The organism is Kitasatospora sp. NPDC001119, from assembly GCF_053598475.1.
In genome coordinates this window covers 115,096-128,881 of sequence record NZ_JBSFKI010000003.1, presented here as the reverse complement: position 1 = coordinate 128,881, position 13,786 = coordinate 115,096, and the positions used below count along the sequence as shown (strand labels likewise).

Below are 13,786 nucleotides of genomic sequence, written 5' to 3'. Positions count from 1 at the left end.
GCTCAGCCGCCCAGTTCCGTGGCCACGAAGTCGGCCAGCGAGCGGACGCTCGCGAAGTGGGCCATCTCCAGCGAGTCGGTGTCGAACTCGACGTCCAGCGACTCCTCCAGCCGCATCAGCAGCTCGAAGACGCCGGTGGAGTCGAGGCCGAGCTCGTCGAAGAGCCGGGACTCCTCGGTGAGTTCGGGCAGGTCGTAGTCGAGCACCTCGCCGAGGGCGGCGGAGATCTCGGTGACGATCCGCGCGCGGTCCGTGCCGGTGGCTCCGGTCATGGTCGGCACTCCTTCCGGGGGTTGGGGGTGGGGACGTGCGACAACTAGCTGGAGCGGCCGAGGAGTTCGGGGGCGATCGGGCGCTGGTGGCGCAGCAGGTCCTCCGGGCGGTCGGGCTCGCGGACCAGGTGCGCCTCGCCGTCGAGCACCAGCACCTCGGCCGGGTAGCCGTGGCTGAGGAAGTGCACGGGGGAGGCGGTCGGCCCGTACGCGCCGGAGCGCAGCACGCCGAGCAGGTCGCCCGGCCGCACCGGCGGCAGCTCGGCCTTCTTGGCCAGGGTGTCGTTGGGCGTGCAGAGCGGGCCGGTGACGTTCCACACCTCGGTGGCGGGCTCGTCGAGCCGGTTGAGCAGCAGCATCGGGAAGTTGCGCTTGACGAAGGAGCCGATGCCGACCGCCGCCATGTGGTGGTGGGTGCCGCCGTCGGCGACCGCGAAGCGCTCGCCCAGCGACTCCTTCACGTACCGGATCCGGGTGACGTAGGTGCCGGCCAGCGCGGTGAGGTAGCGGCCGAGCTCCATCACCAGCCGGGTGCCGGGGTGGCGTTCGGCGAACGCGGCGACCAGCGGGTTGATCCCGGCGGCGAGCTTCGGCAGGTCGAGGTCCCGTTCGCCGTCGAAGTAGGCGACGCCGAGGCCGCCGCCGACGTCCACCAGCTCCAGCTCGAAGTCCAGGGCGGCGCTGAGGCGTTCGGCGAGGTCGAAGATCCGCTCGGTGTTCTCGACGATGGTGTCCTCGACCAGGATGCGGGTGCCCATGTAGACCTGGACGCCCATCACCCGCACCGCCGGGTGGCGTGCCACCAGCCCCGGGTCGGCCAGGAGTTGGGCCTCGTCCATGCCGAACTGGCGGGGCTTTCCGCCCATGGTGAGGCCGGAGCCCTTGACCGAGAAGCTCGGGTTGACCCGCAGCGCGACCGGCGCCACCGTGCCGCGCTCGCGGGCGAGTTCGTCGATCAGCGCGAGTTCCTGGAGGGACTCGCAGACGATCGCCGCGATCTCCTCGTCCAGGCAGGCGAGCAGTTCCTCCCGGCTCTTGCCCGGCCCGAGGAAGAGGATGTCCCGGCCGGCCACCCCGGCCTGCCGGGCGGTGCGCAGCTCGGTGAGCGAGGAGACCTCGGCGCGGGCGCCGTGGGCGTGGAGCAGGGCGCAGATGGCGAGGTTGGGGTTGGACTTGAGGGAGAAGAACACCTGGAGCCTGGGGTCCAGGTGCTCGCGCAGGTCGCGCATCCGCCCGGTCAGGGCGTCCCCGTCGTAGAGGAAGAGCGGGGTGCCGTACCGTTGGGCGATCTCGGTGACGGGTGTGCCCTGGATCTCGAAGACGTCGCTCATGGCCGGTCCCCTCTCTCCCGCCGGTCGAGCCGGTCGGCGATCTCCGCGTCGATGGTGGTCAGTTCCTCCGCCGAGTCCGCGAGGACGATCCCGTACAGCCGGCCGTCGACCGGGGCGTCGCCGCCGGTGAACGCCGCGTTGACGGTGGCGAAGTTGTTCACCAGCAGGCCGGTGCCGCCGGCCGGGTCGAGCAGCAGGCCGTCGAGCAGCCGGCGCAGCTCGTCGAAGGCCAGCGGTGCGGTCAGCCGCAGCGGGTAGTGGCGGGCGACGGCGACCTGTTCCGGCTTGACGAACCGTTCCTGCAGACGGACCTGGTAGGTGGACATGTTGTTGCGGGCGTTGATCTCCACGACCGGGTAGATCCCGCCGTCCGGGTCCACCATGGCGTCCACCCCCACCACGCCGTGGAAGCCGTCCGAGGCCAGCCGCTTGCCGAGCAGGTCCGCGGCGGTGCGCAGCTCGTCGACCTGGTCGGCGCCGAGCCGGGCGGGCATCCGGTGGCCCTTGTGGACGCCGTCCTCGGTGAGCTGCTCCTTGACGAAGTCGAACGCCACCGAGCCGTCCAGGCCCACCGTGAACTGGTAGTTGAGGTCGGTGCTCTTGGCGACCCACTCCTCGACCACCATGGCGATCCGCGGCCGGCCGGAGGCCTCGACCTGCTTGGCGATCAGCCCGAGGATCCGCTCGCCGCGGCGCCGGCTGGTCAGCCGGGCGATGCCCTTGCCGGAGACGCCGAACGCCTCCTTCACCACGGCCCGGCCGTCGCCGAGCTCGGCGTCCACCGCCGCGAAGGCGTCGGCGAGTTCGGCGAGCGTCTCGCAGGCCCAGCCCCGGGGCTGGCGCAGGCCGAGCTCGTCGGCGATCCGGCGGCTGTAGACCTTGCTGTTGACGGCCTTGCAGGTGGCCGCGTCCGGCCCGGCCAGGCGCAGCCCGGTGGCCGCGGCGAGGCGCTCCTCCGGCTCGGACACGCCGTGGGCGGCGATCCGGCAGCCGTCGGCGGCCAGGCCCGCCAGTTCGGCGAGCAGGGCCGGGTCGGCCAGGGCGTCCTCGGTGACGGTGCGCTGCGGGTCCTGGGCGGCGGGGACGTGGACGTGCGGCAGGTCCAGGCCGAGCCCGGCCAGGTAGCCGAGGTAGTCGCCGTCCGGCCGGGTCTTGAGCACCACGTGGTCCCGGCCGCCGGCCAGCAGCAGCGCGAACTCGTCCATCCGGTTGACCACGGCGCTGGAGGTGGCGGCGGAGAGCCGGGGCAGGGTGTGCTCGCCGAGCGCCCACTGCTGCTCCACCTCGAAGTTGCCCAGGAAGAGCAGCCGGGCGTCGGGGGAGCCGGTCAGGGCGAGGGCCAGCCGGTCGGCGGCATCGGGGGTCCGGCCCCCGTCGCGGGCGCCCATCAGTGCCTCACGACCATCGCGGCGAAGGACTGGCCGAGCCCCGCGGAGGTCATCAGGTAGGTGTCCCCGGGCCGCAGGAGGCCGAGTTCGAGCGCCGACTGGTAGTTGATGAAGGGGTCGGCGCAGAAGCAGTGGCCGGTCCGGCCGATGTTCTCCAGGAAGATGCGGTCCCGGTCGATGCCGAGCGCGTTGGCGGCGACCGTCCAGGAGACCCGGTTGACGTTGTGCGGCAGCACCAGGTCGAGGTCGCCGACGGCCAGGCCGGCCGCGGCCAGGGCGCCGTCGATGACCTCGGCCATCGCGTCCTGGTAGATCCGCTTGGCCTCGCGGGCGCCCTCGGCGTCGAGGTCGATGACGCCGTCCTCGCGGCCGTGGATGCGGGCGTGGTAGCCGAGCACCCGGTTGCGGTCGCCGCCGGCGCCCACCAGGACGGCGGTGACGCCCTCGCCCATGATCGAGACGTCCTCGACCCACTGGGAGAACGGGGTGAGCGTCTTGTCCCCGGCCAGCACCAGCGCGAGCGCGTCCGGGTCGCCGTCCGCCGCCAGCAGGGTGCCGGCCGCGTCCACCGCGAGCAGTCCGGTCGCGCAGCCGTGGTCGGCCACCGAGAAGACCTTCGCCCGGCGCAGCCCCAGCGACTCGCAGACCGCCCGCAGCGGGCTGACCGGGTACGGTGCGGTGGTGCGCAGCCCCTTGGCGCGCACCACGTACCGGATCCGGTCCTCCTGCCCGGCGAGGGCGTCGAGCTTGCCCGCCGCGGTGGCCAGCAGTTCCGCCTCGGACTGGTCGGGCGCCTGGCAGATCCGGTCGAGGCCGTACAGCCTGGTGAACCGGCGCACCTGCTGGTCGGTCAGCCCCAGCGGCTCCCGCAGCTGTTCGACCGAGACCGTCGGTGGCAGGTAGCTCGATACCGCTTCTATCGACGTCATGCGACGGGGCCTCCTCGCGACAAGGATCGGAGCCCCACCAGATTCGCCGGGAACGCTGACAGGCTGCTGACGCCCGGCTGATCGCCGGACGGCAGCCCGTTGCGCGGGTTGTCAGGCCTGCTTGACCTGGATGCGCCCGTTGCTGGTGCTCAGGTCGAGCTGGTAGCGGCCGGACGGGTCGTCGGAGACCCCGATGTCCTTGTGGCCGTTGCCGGTCTTCGCGGACACCTTGTACGTGGCGCTCGGCACGACCAGGGTGATGGCGCCGTTGGACGTCGACGCGGAGACGTCCTGCGGCTTGGTCGAGACGAGGTCGATCGCCCCGTTGTGGGTCTCGGTCTGGATGCGGCTGCCGTTGAGCCCGCGCCCGGTGATGGCGCCGTTGGTGGTCTTCACCTCCGTGGTGCCGTTCACCCCGTCCAGGCTGACCGCCCCGGAGTGGGTGGACACCTGCACGTTGCCCACCTGGGTGAGGTTGACCGAGCCGGAGTTGGTCTGGCCGCTGACCGGCAGGCCCGGGGGGACCTCGACGGTGTAGGTGACCGAGCAGTACTGGCCGCAGCCGCCCAGCACCAGGACGCCGTTCTCGACCCGGCTCGTCACCCCGGGCTTGTCGTTCTTGTAGCTGACCGACCGGTGCACGGAGACCTTGTCGAGGCCGTCCTTGCCGCGCAGGGTCACGCCGCCGGAGGTGGTGTCGAGCCGTACGGCGGTGATCTTGTCGCTCACCGTGGCGTCGTCGTCGAAGTTGTTGTCGGGAGCCAACCCGCACGCGCTGAGACCGCCCACGGCGGCCGCGAGGACGACGAAGGACGCGAGACGGCCGGACTGCTGGCGCATGTCATTCCCCAGATCTGAAGGACGTTCCTGGACAGGCCCCGTCGCGGGGCGGACCCCACGAAGCTATCCCGCTGGGAAAGCCGGGGACCATGGGGCTAACCCCCGTCTCCTGAGGGGGAGTTCCCCCAAACGGTGGATGTCAGGCGAATGTCAGTTCCGGGTCAGCGCAGCCGTCCAGAGTCGAGGCATGACAGCGCTGACGGCACGGGCTCCCGAGCGGACCCTGGGCGTACTGGGCGGCATGGGCCCGGCGGCGACCGCGGAGTTCCTGCGGCTGCTCGCGGCCGACGCGCCGGCCTCCCGGGACCAGCAGCACCCCCGGTTGCTGCTGCTGTCCGAGCCGGGCATCCCGGACCGCACCGCCGCGATCCTCGGCGGCGACGACGAGCCCGGGCGGCGGGTGCGGGAGTGCCTGCGCACGCTGGCCGGCTGGGGCGCCGACCTGCTGGCCGTCCCCTGCAACACGGCGCACGTCTTCCTGGACGGCTTCGCCGCCACCTCGCCCGTCCCGGTGGTCGACATCGTCGACGCCACCCTGGACGAGGCCGTCCGGCTGAGCCCGGACGGCGGCTGGCTCACGGCGACCACCGGGACCGTGCGCAGCGGCCTCTACCAGCGGCGGGCCGCGGCCCGGGGCTACCGGCTGCTGGTGCCCGACGGCGGGACGCAGGAGGCGGTCCACGGGGCCGCCGAACGGGTGAAGGCCGGACGGGCCGAGGAGGCCGGCGCCGCCTTCCGGGAGGCCGTCGGACGGCTCTGGCGGCGCCGCAGGCTGCCGGTGGTGGCGGCCTGCACCGAACTCCCGCTCGCCTACCGGAGCGCGGGCCTGCCGCCGGAGCTGATGGTCTCCAGCCTGGCCGCGCTCTCCCGGGCCTGCATCGCCGAGCTGTACCGGAGCGTCCCGGTGCGGTCCTGAGGCGCGCGCGTACGCGTACGGCACGGCCCCGGCGGAGGAACGCCGGGGCCGTGCCGTACGCGTGCGGGCCGGTCAGCCGCAGCCGCCCGCGTGGCCGTCGTCGACCGCCCGGGCGCCGAGCCCGACCGCCGGGGCGGCCGGCGGCGGCAGCGCCCCGTCGCCGCCGGCCCGGGCCCGCAGGTGGGCGACGAAGTCCGGCAGCCGGTCCAGCCCCCAGAAGCGGTTGAAGCCCTGGACGAAGAACGGGACGCCGAACACCCCGTCGTCGCAGATGTCCTTGAGCAGCAGGGCCCCCTGCCGGCGCAGCTCCGGGTCATCGCTCGCACCCGCCAACTCCGCCGGGTCGAGGCCCAGTTCGGCCCCGATCCCGGCGATGACCGTCCGGTCGCAGATGTCCCGGCCCTGCTCCCAGCGGGCCCGGTAGGCGGCCGCGACGAACTGCGGGCCGAGACCCCCGCGCAGGGCCCGCAGATAGGCCAGGTGCGGGACCTCCCAGACCGGGTCGCGGTCCACCGGCCAGCGGAACGCGATCCCCCGCGCGGCGGTGAGGCGCCGCACGTCCTGGAGGACGTACAGGTGCTTGGCGCGGGACATCGCGGTGTACGGGAACGAGCCGCCCAGCTCGGCCAGCAGCCGCTCGCTGGTGCCGTCCGGCTCGAAGAAGGGCCGCCACTCCACCGCCCCGGCGACGTCCGGGTGCCGCTCCAGCAGCTCGCGGTAGGCGAGCCAGGAGTACGGGCTGCGCAGCGAGAAGTAGAACCGCGGAGCCCTGCCGGACCCGCTCACCTCGGGTCTCCCACAAGGCCCCGGCTTTCGAGCCGGGGAGACAGGGGTCCATCCGCCCAGGGAGTGGGGGACACTCCTTGGTTTGGAGCCGCGATACGACGGAGCGAGCTGCGCGGGTTCGGGCGGAGGTCGTTGTCAGTGGTCCTCGATAGGTTGATCGTGTGCATCTTCGGTACTCCTATCGCATCTATCCGACGGTTGGTCAGCGCGAGGCTCTGGCCCGTACGTTCGGGTGTGCGCGGGTTGTGTACAACGACGCCTTGGCGGCACGGAAGGACGCCCGCAAGAGCGGCTTTCCGTACCCTAGGAGCTCTGACCTGCAGAAGCAGGTCATCACGGCGGCGAAGGGGACACCGGAGCGCGCTTGGCTTGCTTCGGTCGGGGTGGACCCGTTGATCCAATCGCTGAGGGACCTGGATGCGGCTTACCAGAACTTCTTCGACTCCGTCTCGGGCAAGCGTGCCGGCTGCCCTGTGGGGCTTCCCCGGTTCAAGTCCCGCAAGGACAATCGGCAGTCGCTGCGGTTCACCCGCAACGGGTTCCGCATCCGGGGGAACGGGAAGCTGAACCTGGCGAAGATCGGCGACGTGCGGGTGAAGTGGTCCCGGAACCTTCCGGCCGACCCGTCGTCGGTGACGATCGTGCTCGATCCGGCCGGCCGCTACCACGCCTCGTTCGTGGTGGACGTGGAGCCAGAACCCTTGCCCGAGGTTCAGGCCGAGGTCGGCATCGACCTCGGCCTGACCACCTACGCCGTCCTCTCCGACGGCGGCGTGATCGACAACCCGCGCTTCCTGCGCAAGGCGGAGAAGAGGCTCAAGGTCGCGCAACGGGAGTTGTCCCGTAAGGCCAAGGGCAGCAAGAACCGGGAGAGGGCCCGGGTGAAGGTCGCCAGGGCGCATGCCAAGGTGGCCGACACCCGCCGGGACTGGCTGCACAAGCAGACCACCAGGATCATCCGCGAGAACCAAGCGGTATACCTGGAGGACCTGAATGTGCGCGGCCTCGCACGGGGCCGTCTGGCCAAGTCCGTTCACGACGCCGGATGGGCCGCCTTCCGGCGCCTGCTCGAAGAGAAGGCGGCCCGGTACGGGCGTACGGTCGGCATCGTGCACCGCATGTTCCCGTCGTCCCAGCTCTGCTCGCGGTGCGGACACCGCGACGGTCCCAAGCCCCTGGTGGTACGGGAGTGGGCCTGTGGTGCGTGCGGTGTGCTGCATGGTCGTGACCTCAACGCTGCTCGGAACATCCTGGCCGCCGGGCAGGCGGACAGGCTAAACGCCCCTGGAGGGCCGGTCAGTCCCGGCGTGGCAATCCCACGCCGGGCACGGCCCGTCGAACGGGGAACCCACCTCGGCGACTTGCGACCCACGGGCAACCGTGCCGCAGGCGTGGGAGGAATCCCCATTCATTAGGGTGGGGAGGATGTCAAAGCACGAGCCCGCCGTCGACGCCGAAGACCTGCCCGGTGATGTACGAGGCGCGGTCGGACAGCAGGAAGGAGACCAGGTCGGCGACCTCCTCGGGGCGGCCGAGGCGGCCCAGCGGGATGCGTCCGGTGAGGTCGGCGCCCTCGGCGAGGGCGGAGGTCATGTCGGTCTCGATGAAGCCGGGCGCCACGGAGTTGACCCGGATGCCGCGCGGCGCGACCTCCTTGGCCAGCGCCTTGGAGAACCCGATGATCCCGGCCTTGGACGCCGAGTAGTTGGTCTGGGTGGCGTTGCCGTACACGCCGGCCACCGAGGACATCGTCACCAGGGCGCCGGCGCGGCGCTTCATCATCGCGAACACCGCCGCCCGGCAGACGTGGTACGTGCCGTCCAGGTTGACCCGCATGACGTCCTGCCAGGCCTGCTCGGTGAGCAGCACCAGCGGGTTGTCCCGGACGATGCCGGCCGAGGAGACGACCGCGTGGAGCGGCCCCAGCTCCTGCTCGGCGGCCTTGACGAAGGCCTCGGCCTGGGCGCGGTCGGCCACGTCGACCCGCCGGGCCAGCACCCGGGCGCCGGCCGCCTCGGCCTCCTTCGCGGTCTCCGCCGCGGCCTCCTCCCGGGACTGGTAGCAGAACGCCACGTCGTAGCCGTCGGCGGCGAGCCGGGCCACCACGCTGCGTCCGATGCCCCGGGACCCTCCGGTCACCAGGGCGACCCGTCGTGCGGACATCAGGACCTCCCGTCGGTCGTGCTTCCAGGGGCCCGGAGGAGTTCCGCCGGGCGCAGTGCCAGCGTCAACTGGCCGACCTCCAGCACCGGGTGGCCGTCCACGGTGCTGCGGCCGGAGGTGATGAAGGAGTCGCCCAGGGCGCGGACCATGGTGACCTCGTGCACCACGACCGAGCCGGGGCGGACCGGGCCGAGCACCCGGACGTCCCGGGTCCGGGCCAGCAGTACGACCTGCCCGTCCAGCACGTTGGCGTTCGGCCGCTCCCAACAGGACAGCAGCACCGCGCACTGCGCCCAGGACTCCAGCAGCTGGCCGAGCGGGTAGTCGTACTCCTCGTTGGCGGCGTCCTCGGGCACGTCCCGGTAGGCGGGCTCGGCGAGGGTGACCGCCTTGTACGCGACGAGCCGGCGGCCCGGTTCGATCTCGGCGATCCGGTCGACCAGCAGCGCGGGGTGGCGGTGCGGGACGACCGAGGTGATGGCGGCGATGTCCTTCACAGGGCCTCCCGGGGGTAGAACAGGGTGATCTCGGCGGCGAGTCGGTCGTCGGCGTGGACCTGGGCGCAGACCCGGACCCCGTCGTGGTCGCGCTGGATCCGGGCGTCGACGGCGATCTCGTCGCCGGGCCGCACCGGGCTCAGGAAGCGCGCCCGGGTGAGCTCGGCCCGGCCGGGGCCGGGGACGGCGGCCGCGGCCGCCAGCTCGTGGACGTACTGCACCAGGCCGAAGCCGGGGACCACCGGCAGTCCGGGGTAGTGCCCGCGCAGGAACGGTTCGGCCGCGGTCAGCACGACGGTGCCCCGGACGTGCCGCGCCACCGGTTCGCCGGCCGCGCTGGGGGGTTCCGGGCGGCCGTCCGGCTCCGCCACGGTCAACGCTGTGAGCATCATGGTCTGTCCCTCCTCTGTGTCGGGGCCGTCCGGGCCTGCCGACCGGGCCCCGCCGACCGGGCCCCGCCGTGTCCGGGCCTGCCGTGTCCGGGCCCCGCCGTGTCCGGGCCGCCGCGGTCAGCCGCCCAGGAGCGCGCAGCCGACCGTGCCGTCCCGGTCGACGCAGGTCACCAGTGCCAGCCCGCCCTCGGGCAGCCGTCCCTCGCCGGCCGCGGCCAGCACCGCCGCCAGCTGGAGGCCGGTCGCGGCCGCCGAGGCGTCGCCGAGCAGCGGCCGGCAGCGGAGCCACTGCGGCTCCGCCCCGGCGGGCAGGGCCGCGCGTACCGCCGCCTCCTCGTCCGGTCCGCCGAGCGGGGCCGCCAGGCGTACGTCCCGGCCGTCCGCGCCGGCCTCGGCGAGCGCCGCGCGCACGCAGTCGGTCAGCGTCCCGGCGGCCTGCTCGGGCCGGTGGTAGGCGCGGAAGCGGGTGCCGAGCAGCCGTGCCAGGACCGGGCGGTGCGCCGCGCGCGCCTGCTCGGCGGACTCCAGCAGCCAGGCGACGCCGCCCTCGCCGAGCGGGGTCCGGCCGTCCTCGCCCGCGCTGTGCCACTCCAGCCAGGCGCGCTGGACCGAGTACTCCTCGGCGGCGCCGCACAGCACCCGGTCGCAGTGCCCGCCGCGGTACAGCCGGGCGGCGTATCCGAGGGCGAGCAGGCCGGCCGACCAGCCGCCCGCGATGGTGCTGTTGGGGCCCTTGATGCCGTGCCAGATCGCGCACTGGCCCGCGGCCCGGTTCATCACGGTGTTCGGGAACCTGGCCGGGTCGACCAGGTAGGGGCGGTCGCCGGTGAGCGAGTCCTTGGTGAAGTCCATGATGCTCTGCACGCTGCCCGAGCCGGTGCCCAGGACCAGGCCGACCCGTTCGGGGCGGTCCAGCAGGCCGGGCCCGCAGCCGTCGAGCAGGGTGCCGAAGGTGTGCACGGCGAGCGCGGTGACCCGGTCCATGGTCCTGGTGCCCTTGCGGCCGAGGGCCGCGGCGGCGCTGAAGTCCGGTACCAGGGCGGCCTGTTCGTAGGGGCCGGGGTAGGCGGTGCGGTCCAGTGCGGCGACGGCGCCGGTGCCCGCGCGCAGCCCCGTGCCGAAGGCCTGCGCGCCGACCCCGAAGGGCGAGACCGCCGACCAGGCGGAGAACACCGGCTCGGGCACCGCCCGGTCCGGGCCGGCCGGCCGGGCCCGGGCCGGGCTGTCGGTCGCCGTCATGCCCGGCCCCGGCCGAGGGCCTTGCCCGCCTTGCCGGTCAGGGCGTCGGTCAGCCGGTCGTCGAAGTCGACCAGGCTCCAGTCGCGGCGGTTCTCGATCACCGCCCAGCCGTGGGTGATCCGGCCGGTGGCGGTCGGCACCAGGACGCCGTCGCGCAGCACGTAGGCGTCCATCCGCGCGGTGTAGGTCAGCCGCTTGAAGACGTTCTCGACGGTGTAGACGGTGTAGAGCGTCTCCTCCATCAGCGCCTCGTCGAGGAGGGTGATCCGGGAGTGCGGGACGACCGGGATCCAGTCCTGCTCGTCCAGCAGGGTCTTGATGGAGACGCCGCGGTCCGCCAGGAAGAGGTCGACGACCTCCTCCATCTGCCGCAGGTACCCGGACATCTGGACCCGCTCGGTGAAGTGGCAGTAGAAGTACGGCATCCGCCACGCCCAGCCGAAGGCGTTGCGGCCCGCCGTCAGCTGCTCGAGCGGGTCGGTGCCGGGCTCCAGCGGGACGGGCGCCGCGCCCGCGCCCAGCCGGTCGACGGTGAGTCCGACGAGCTCGGCGGGCGGTTCGGCGACGGCGTGGCCGCGCGGGTCGGAGCGGAGGTGGACGGTGGCCTTGGCGGCGACGGCCTTCACGGTCTCGCCGGAGCGCTCCACGGTCAGCTCCACGCCCAGGCGCAGCCCGCCGCCGTCCTGGGCGGGCAGCCGGCGCACGGTGGCCGTCACCACGTCGTCGATGTGCAGCGCGGTGAGGATCTTGGTGTCGAGATCGGTGAGGTCGACGCCCAGGCCGTACCGCTCGAAGAGCTCCCCGGGCGGGAACCCGTGCTGCCGGGCGTGGTCGTAGACCGCCTCCTCGACCAGGTAGTTGACGTGCTTGAAGCCGATCCAGGTGCAGATGTTCGAGCCCTCGTAGCGGGGGCGCAGCCGCACCCGCGTGGTCGGGTCGGCGGCGGGGGCACTGCTGGTCATGGCAACTCCTGGGGTGAGAGGGTGGTGGCGTCGGCGTGCGGCGCCCCGGGCACGGCGGCGCGCAGGAACTCGCACACCAGCCGGGTGACCAGGTCGGGCCGCTCGACCATCGGGAAGTGCCGACAGCCCGGCAGCAGTTCGTACCGCGCCCCGGGCACCCGGGCCGCGAGGGCCCGGCCGTCCTCGGGCCGGGCGGCGGTGTCCCGCTGCCCGGACAGCACGAGCAGCGGCGAGCCGACGGCGCCGAGGTCGAGCGTGGGGGAGCGCAGGTAGGCCTCGAAGAACCGCATCCAGCCGTACGGCCCGACCTGGTCGCGCAGTTGGCGCGCCATCCAGTCGCGGTGGGACCGGGCGAACCGCGCGGTCTCGCCGACCTCCAGCGCCTCCTCGAAGACGCGGTGGAAGTCGTTGAGGTAGTACGAGATCACCGACCAGTCGAAGTCCTTGGGGCTGGGCCGGTAGAAGGGGCTGATCAGCACGGTCGGCCGGGGCGCGGTGCGGCCGGCCGCGGTCGCCTCGACGACCAGGTTCGCCGCGTACGAGTGGGCCACGACGGCGTCGAAGCGCTCGTCCAGCAGCTCGACCAGGAACCGGCCGGGGTCGGGCCGGGCGCCCCAGCCGTCGCCCTCGGACTGGGCGCGCCAGGGCAGTTCGACGTCCCACAGCTCGAAGGCGGCCCCGGCCCGCCGGACCAGCGGGCTCCACACCGAGGGTTTGCCGCCCAGGCCGTGCAGCAGCAGCACCCGGACCGGGTCGGGGCCCTCGGCGGCCCTGCGCAGCCGGGGGGTGGGCGCGCTCATGCGTCCGGGTGCGCTCGGTACGCGCCGAGGATGAGCACCGCGTTGTTGCCGGCGAAGGCCAGCGCGTTGTTCTGCACGATGCGCACCTCGGCGGGGCGGGCCCGGTTGGGGACGGGGTCCAGGCCGCACTCCGGGTCGGTCTGCCGGTGGTTGATCGTCGGCGGGATGAAGCCCTCCTTGATCGCCAGCGCGCAGGCGGCGGAGGCGAGGGCGCTGGCCGCGCCCATGGTGTGGCCGAGCATGGACTTGATGGAGACGGTCGGCGGCGGGGTGGCGAACACCTGCCGGATCGCGCCCGCCTCCGTCACGTCGTTGGCCTTGGTGCCGGTGCCGTGCGCGGAGATGAAGTCGATGTCCTCCGGCTTCACCCCGGCGTTGCGGTGGGCCAGTTCGATGCAGGCGGCGAGGCTGTCGCGGTCCGGCGCGACCGGGTGGTGGGCGTCGCAGTTGAGCCCGTACCCGAGCACCTCGGCGTAGATCCCCGCACCGCGGGCCAGCGCCGACTCCAGGCTCTCCATCAGCAGGATGCCGGCGCCCTCGCCGGTGAGGATGCCCTTGCGGTCGACGTCGAAGGGCTGGCTCAGCTCCGGCGCGATGGTGCCGAGCCGGTAGAAGCCGGTGAAGGTCTTGCGGCAGACCGCGTCGGCGCCGCCGGACAGGGCGACGTCCGCCTCGCCCGAGCGGATCGCGTCGAAGCCGGAGCCGATGGCGTAGTTGCCCGCGGCGCAGGCGGTCGCGATGGTGACGGCCTCCACGTCGGTGAGCTCCAGTTCGCGCACCACGCTGCTGGACAGCAGGCCGGCCGCCGACCGGCGGGCCACCACTGCGGGCAACCCTTCGGGTCCGTGGTGGAGTTGGTGCTCCGTCAGGGCGTCGAGGTCGCGCGACTCGCCGTCGGTGGTGCCGACCGAGACCAGGACGCGCCTGGCGCGGAGCTCCTCCAGGGCGAGGCCCGCGTCGGCCACCGCCATCCTCGCCGCCGCGACGGAGAACTGGCTGGCCCGGCCCAGCTCTTCGGGATCCCCGTGCTCGATCCACTGGGCCGGGTCGAAGTCGTCGATCTCGCAGCCGTTCGCGTGGGCGTAGCCCGTGGTGTCGAAGGACGTGATCGGCTTGACGCCGCTGCGGCCGCTGCGGAGCCCGCCGAGGAACTCGGCCGCCCCGGTGCCGATGCTGGTGACCGCGCCCAGCCCGGTGATGACGACCCGGCGCGGTTCCCGGTCTCCGCTGCCCACCATTGCTGACTCCGTTCTGTCGACTCGGCGCTGCGG

The 13,786-nt window shown here is 73.2% G+C and carries 15 protein-coding genes; 2 read left to right on the top strand and 13 right to left on the bottom strand.

Annotation, left to right across the window (positions count from 1 at the left end):
- Window positions 1–2 precede the first annotated feature (2 nt).
- The 5 genes from ACWDD9_RS04845 to ACWDD9_RS04825 form a co-directional block, all read right to left on the bottom strand.
- A complete protein-coding gene (locus ACWDD9_RS04845) occupies window positions 3–272 on the bottom strand; it encodes an acyl carrier protein (RefSeq protein ID WP_049655074.1) in 270 nt (89 codons plus the stop codon).
- A gap of 44 nt (window positions 273–316) precedes the next feature.
- A complete protein-coding gene (locus tag ACWDD9_RS04840; protein WP_074002434.1) occupies window positions 317–1,603 on the bottom strand; it encodes a type III PLP-dependent enzyme in 1,287 nt (428 codons plus the stop codon).
- The gene (locus ACWDD9_RS04835; RefSeq protein ID WP_117487108.1) at window positions 1,600–2,991 is read right to left on the bottom strand and encodes a preATP grasp domain-containing protein; all 1,392 of its coding nucleotides are present in this window, start codon (window positions 2,989–2,991) and stop codon (window positions 1,600–1,602) included. The genes ACWDD9_RS04840 and ACWDD9_RS04835 overlap by 4 nt, the downstream gene beginning before the upstream one ends.
- The gene (locus tag ACWDD9_RS04830; protein WP_449810814.1) at window positions 2,991–3,920 is read right to left on the bottom strand and encodes a 3-oxoacyl-[acyl-carrier-protein] synthase III C-terminal domain-containing protein; all 930 of its coding nucleotides are present in this window, start codon (window positions 3,918–3,920) and stop codon (window positions 2,991–2,993) included. Before ACWDD9_RS04830 ends, ACWDD9_RS04835 begins: the two co-directional genes overlap by 1 nt.
- Before the next feature lie 111 nt (window positions 3,921–4,031).
- Window positions 4,032–4,760, bottom strand: coding sequence for a DUF4097 family beta strand repeat-containing protein (locus tag ACWDD9_RS04825; protein ID WP_049655082.1), 729 nt, complete (start codon window positions 4,758–4,760; stop codon window positions 4,032–4,034).
- 187 nt (window positions 4,761–4,947) lie between these two features.
- Between ACWDD9_RS04825 and ACWDD9_RS04820 the strand changes: the two genes are divergently transcribed.
- Window positions 4,948–5,676, top strand: a complete 729-nt coding sequence (locus ACWDD9_RS04820; RefSeq protein ID WP_053112228.1) for an aspartate/glutamate racemase family protein — start codon at window positions 4,948–4,950, stop codon at window positions 5,674–5,676.
- A gap of 72 nt (window positions 5,677–5,748) precedes the next feature.
- Here ACWDD9_RS04820 and ACWDD9_RS04815 read toward each other — a convergent pair whose 3' ends face one another.
- Window positions 5,749–6,462, bottom strand: a complete 714-nt coding sequence (locus ACWDD9_RS04815; RefSeq protein ID WP_117487106.1) for a 2-hydroxychromene-2-carboxylate isomerase — start codon at window positions 6,460–6,462, stop codon at window positions 5,749–5,751.
- 161 nt (window positions 6,463–6,623) lie between these two features.
- Here ACWDD9_RS04815 and ACWDD9_RS04810 point away from each other — a divergent pair, with 161 nt between their 5' ends.
- Entirely contained in the window at window positions 6,624–7,877 is a 1,254-nt protein-coding gene (locus ACWDD9_RS04810; RefSeq protein ID WP_449810813.1) for an RNA-guided endonuclease InsQ/TnpB family protein, read from the top strand.
- Window positions 7,878–7,890: 13 nt separating this feature from the next.
- On the opposite strand, the gene fabG is transcribed toward ACWDD9_RS04810, so the two are convergent.
- From fabG to ACWDD9_RS04775, 7 genes are all read right to left on the bottom strand, one after another.
- Entirely contained in the window at window positions 7,891–8,625 is a 735-nt protein-coding gene (gene fabG / locus ACWDD9_RS04805; RefSeq protein ID WP_049655090.1) for a 3-oxoacyl-[acyl-carrier-protein] reductase, read from the bottom strand.
- Complete coding sequence (locus ACWDD9_RS04800) at window positions 8,625–9,122, bottom strand: 3-hydroxyacyl-ACP dehydratase FabZ family protein (RefSeq protein ID WP_049655093.1); 498 nt, start codon at window positions 9,120–9,122, stop codon at window positions 8,625–8,627. The genes fabG and ACWDD9_RS04800 overlap by 1 nt, the downstream gene beginning before the upstream one ends.
- The gene (locus ACWDD9_RS04795) at window positions 9,119–9,514 is read right to left on the bottom strand and encodes a hypothetical protein (protein WP_449810812.1); all 396 of its coding nucleotides are present in this window, start codon (window positions 9,512–9,514) and stop codon (window positions 9,119–9,121) included. Before ACWDD9_RS04795 ends, ACWDD9_RS04800 begins: the two co-directional genes overlap by 4 nt.
- 117 nt (window positions 9,515–9,631) lie before the next feature.
- The gene (locus tag ACWDD9_RS04790) at window positions 9,632–10,753 is read right to left on the bottom strand and encodes a beta-ketoacyl synthase N-terminal-like domain-containing protein (protein ID WP_449810811.1); all 1,122 of its coding nucleotides are present in this window, start codon (window positions 10,751–10,753) and stop codon (window positions 9,632–9,634) included.
- Window positions 10,750–11,715, bottom strand: coding sequence for a hypothetical protein (locus ACWDD9_RS04785; protein WP_449810810.1), 966 nt, complete (start codon window positions 11,713–11,715; stop codon window positions 10,750–10,752). Before ACWDD9_RS04785 ends, ACWDD9_RS04790 begins: the two co-directional genes overlap by 4 nt.
- A complete protein-coding gene (locus tag ACWDD9_RS04780; RefSeq protein WP_181970522.1) occupies window positions 11,712–12,515 on the bottom strand; it encodes an alpha/beta fold hydrolase in 804 nt (267 codons plus the stop codon). The genes ACWDD9_RS04785 and ACWDD9_RS04780 overlap by 4 nt, the downstream gene beginning before the upstream one ends.
- A complete protein-coding gene (locus ACWDD9_RS04775) occupies window positions 12,512–13,753 on the bottom strand; it encodes a beta-ketoacyl-[acyl-carrier-protein] synthase family protein (protein ID WP_049652156.1) in 1,242 nt (413 codons plus the stop codon). Before ACWDD9_RS04775 ends, ACWDD9_RS04780 begins: the two co-directional genes overlap by 4 nt.
- Window positions 13,754–13,786 lie beyond the last annotated feature (33 nt).

Excerpts from the sequence above, each read along its gene's own strand:
- ACWDD9_RS04845 (WP_049655074.1), bottom strand. The coding sequence starts at position 272 with ATGACCGGAGCCACCGGCACGGACCGCGCGCGGATCGTCACCGAGATC.
- ACWDD9_RS04840 (WP_074002434.1), bottom strand. The coding sequence starts at position 1,603 with ATGAGCGACGTCTTCGAGATCCAGGGCACACCCGTCACCGAGATCGCC.
- ACWDD9_RS04835 (WP_117487108.1), bottom strand. The coding sequence starts at position 2,991 with ATGGGCGCCCGCGACGGGGGCCGGACCCCCGATGCCGCCGACCGGCTG.
- ACWDD9_RS04830 (WP_449810814.1), bottom strand. The coding sequence starts at position 3,920 with ATGACGTCGATAGAAGCGGTATCGAGCTACCTGCCACCGACGGTCTCG.
- ACWDD9_RS04825 (WP_049655082.1), bottom strand. The coding sequence starts at position 4,760 with ATGCGCCAGCAGTCCGGCCGTCTCGCGTCCTTCGTCGTCCTCGCGGCC.
- ACWDD9_RS04820 (WP_053112228.1), top strand. The coding sequence starts at position 4,948 with ATGACAGCGCTGACGGCACGGGCTCCCGAGCGGACCCTGGGCGTACTG.
- fabG (WP_049655090.1), bottom strand. The coding sequence starts at position 8,625 with ATGTCCGCACGACGGGTCGCCCTGGTGACCGGAGGGTCCCGGGGCATC.
- ACWDD9_RS04795 (WP_449810812.1), bottom strand. The coding sequence starts at position 9,514 with ATGATGCTCACAGCGTTGACCGTGGCGGAGCCGGACGGCCGCCCGGAA.
- ACWDD9_RS04790 (WP_449810811.1), bottom strand. The coding sequence starts at position 10,753 with ATGACGGCGACCGACAGCCCGGCCCGGGCCCGGCCGGCCGGCCCGGAC.
- ACWDD9_RS04785 (WP_449810810.1), bottom strand. The coding sequence starts at position 11,715 with ATGACCAGCAGTGCCCCCGCCGCCGACCCGACCACGCGGGTGCGGCTG.
- ACWDD9_RS04780 (WP_181970522.1), bottom strand. The coding sequence starts at position 12,515 with ATGAGCGCGCCCACCCCCCGGCTGCGCAGGGCCGCCGAGGGCCCCGAC.
- ACWDD9_RS04775 (WP_049652156.1), bottom strand. The coding sequence starts at position 13,753 with ATGGTGGGCAGCGGAGACCGGGAACCGCGCCGGGTCGTCATCACCGGG.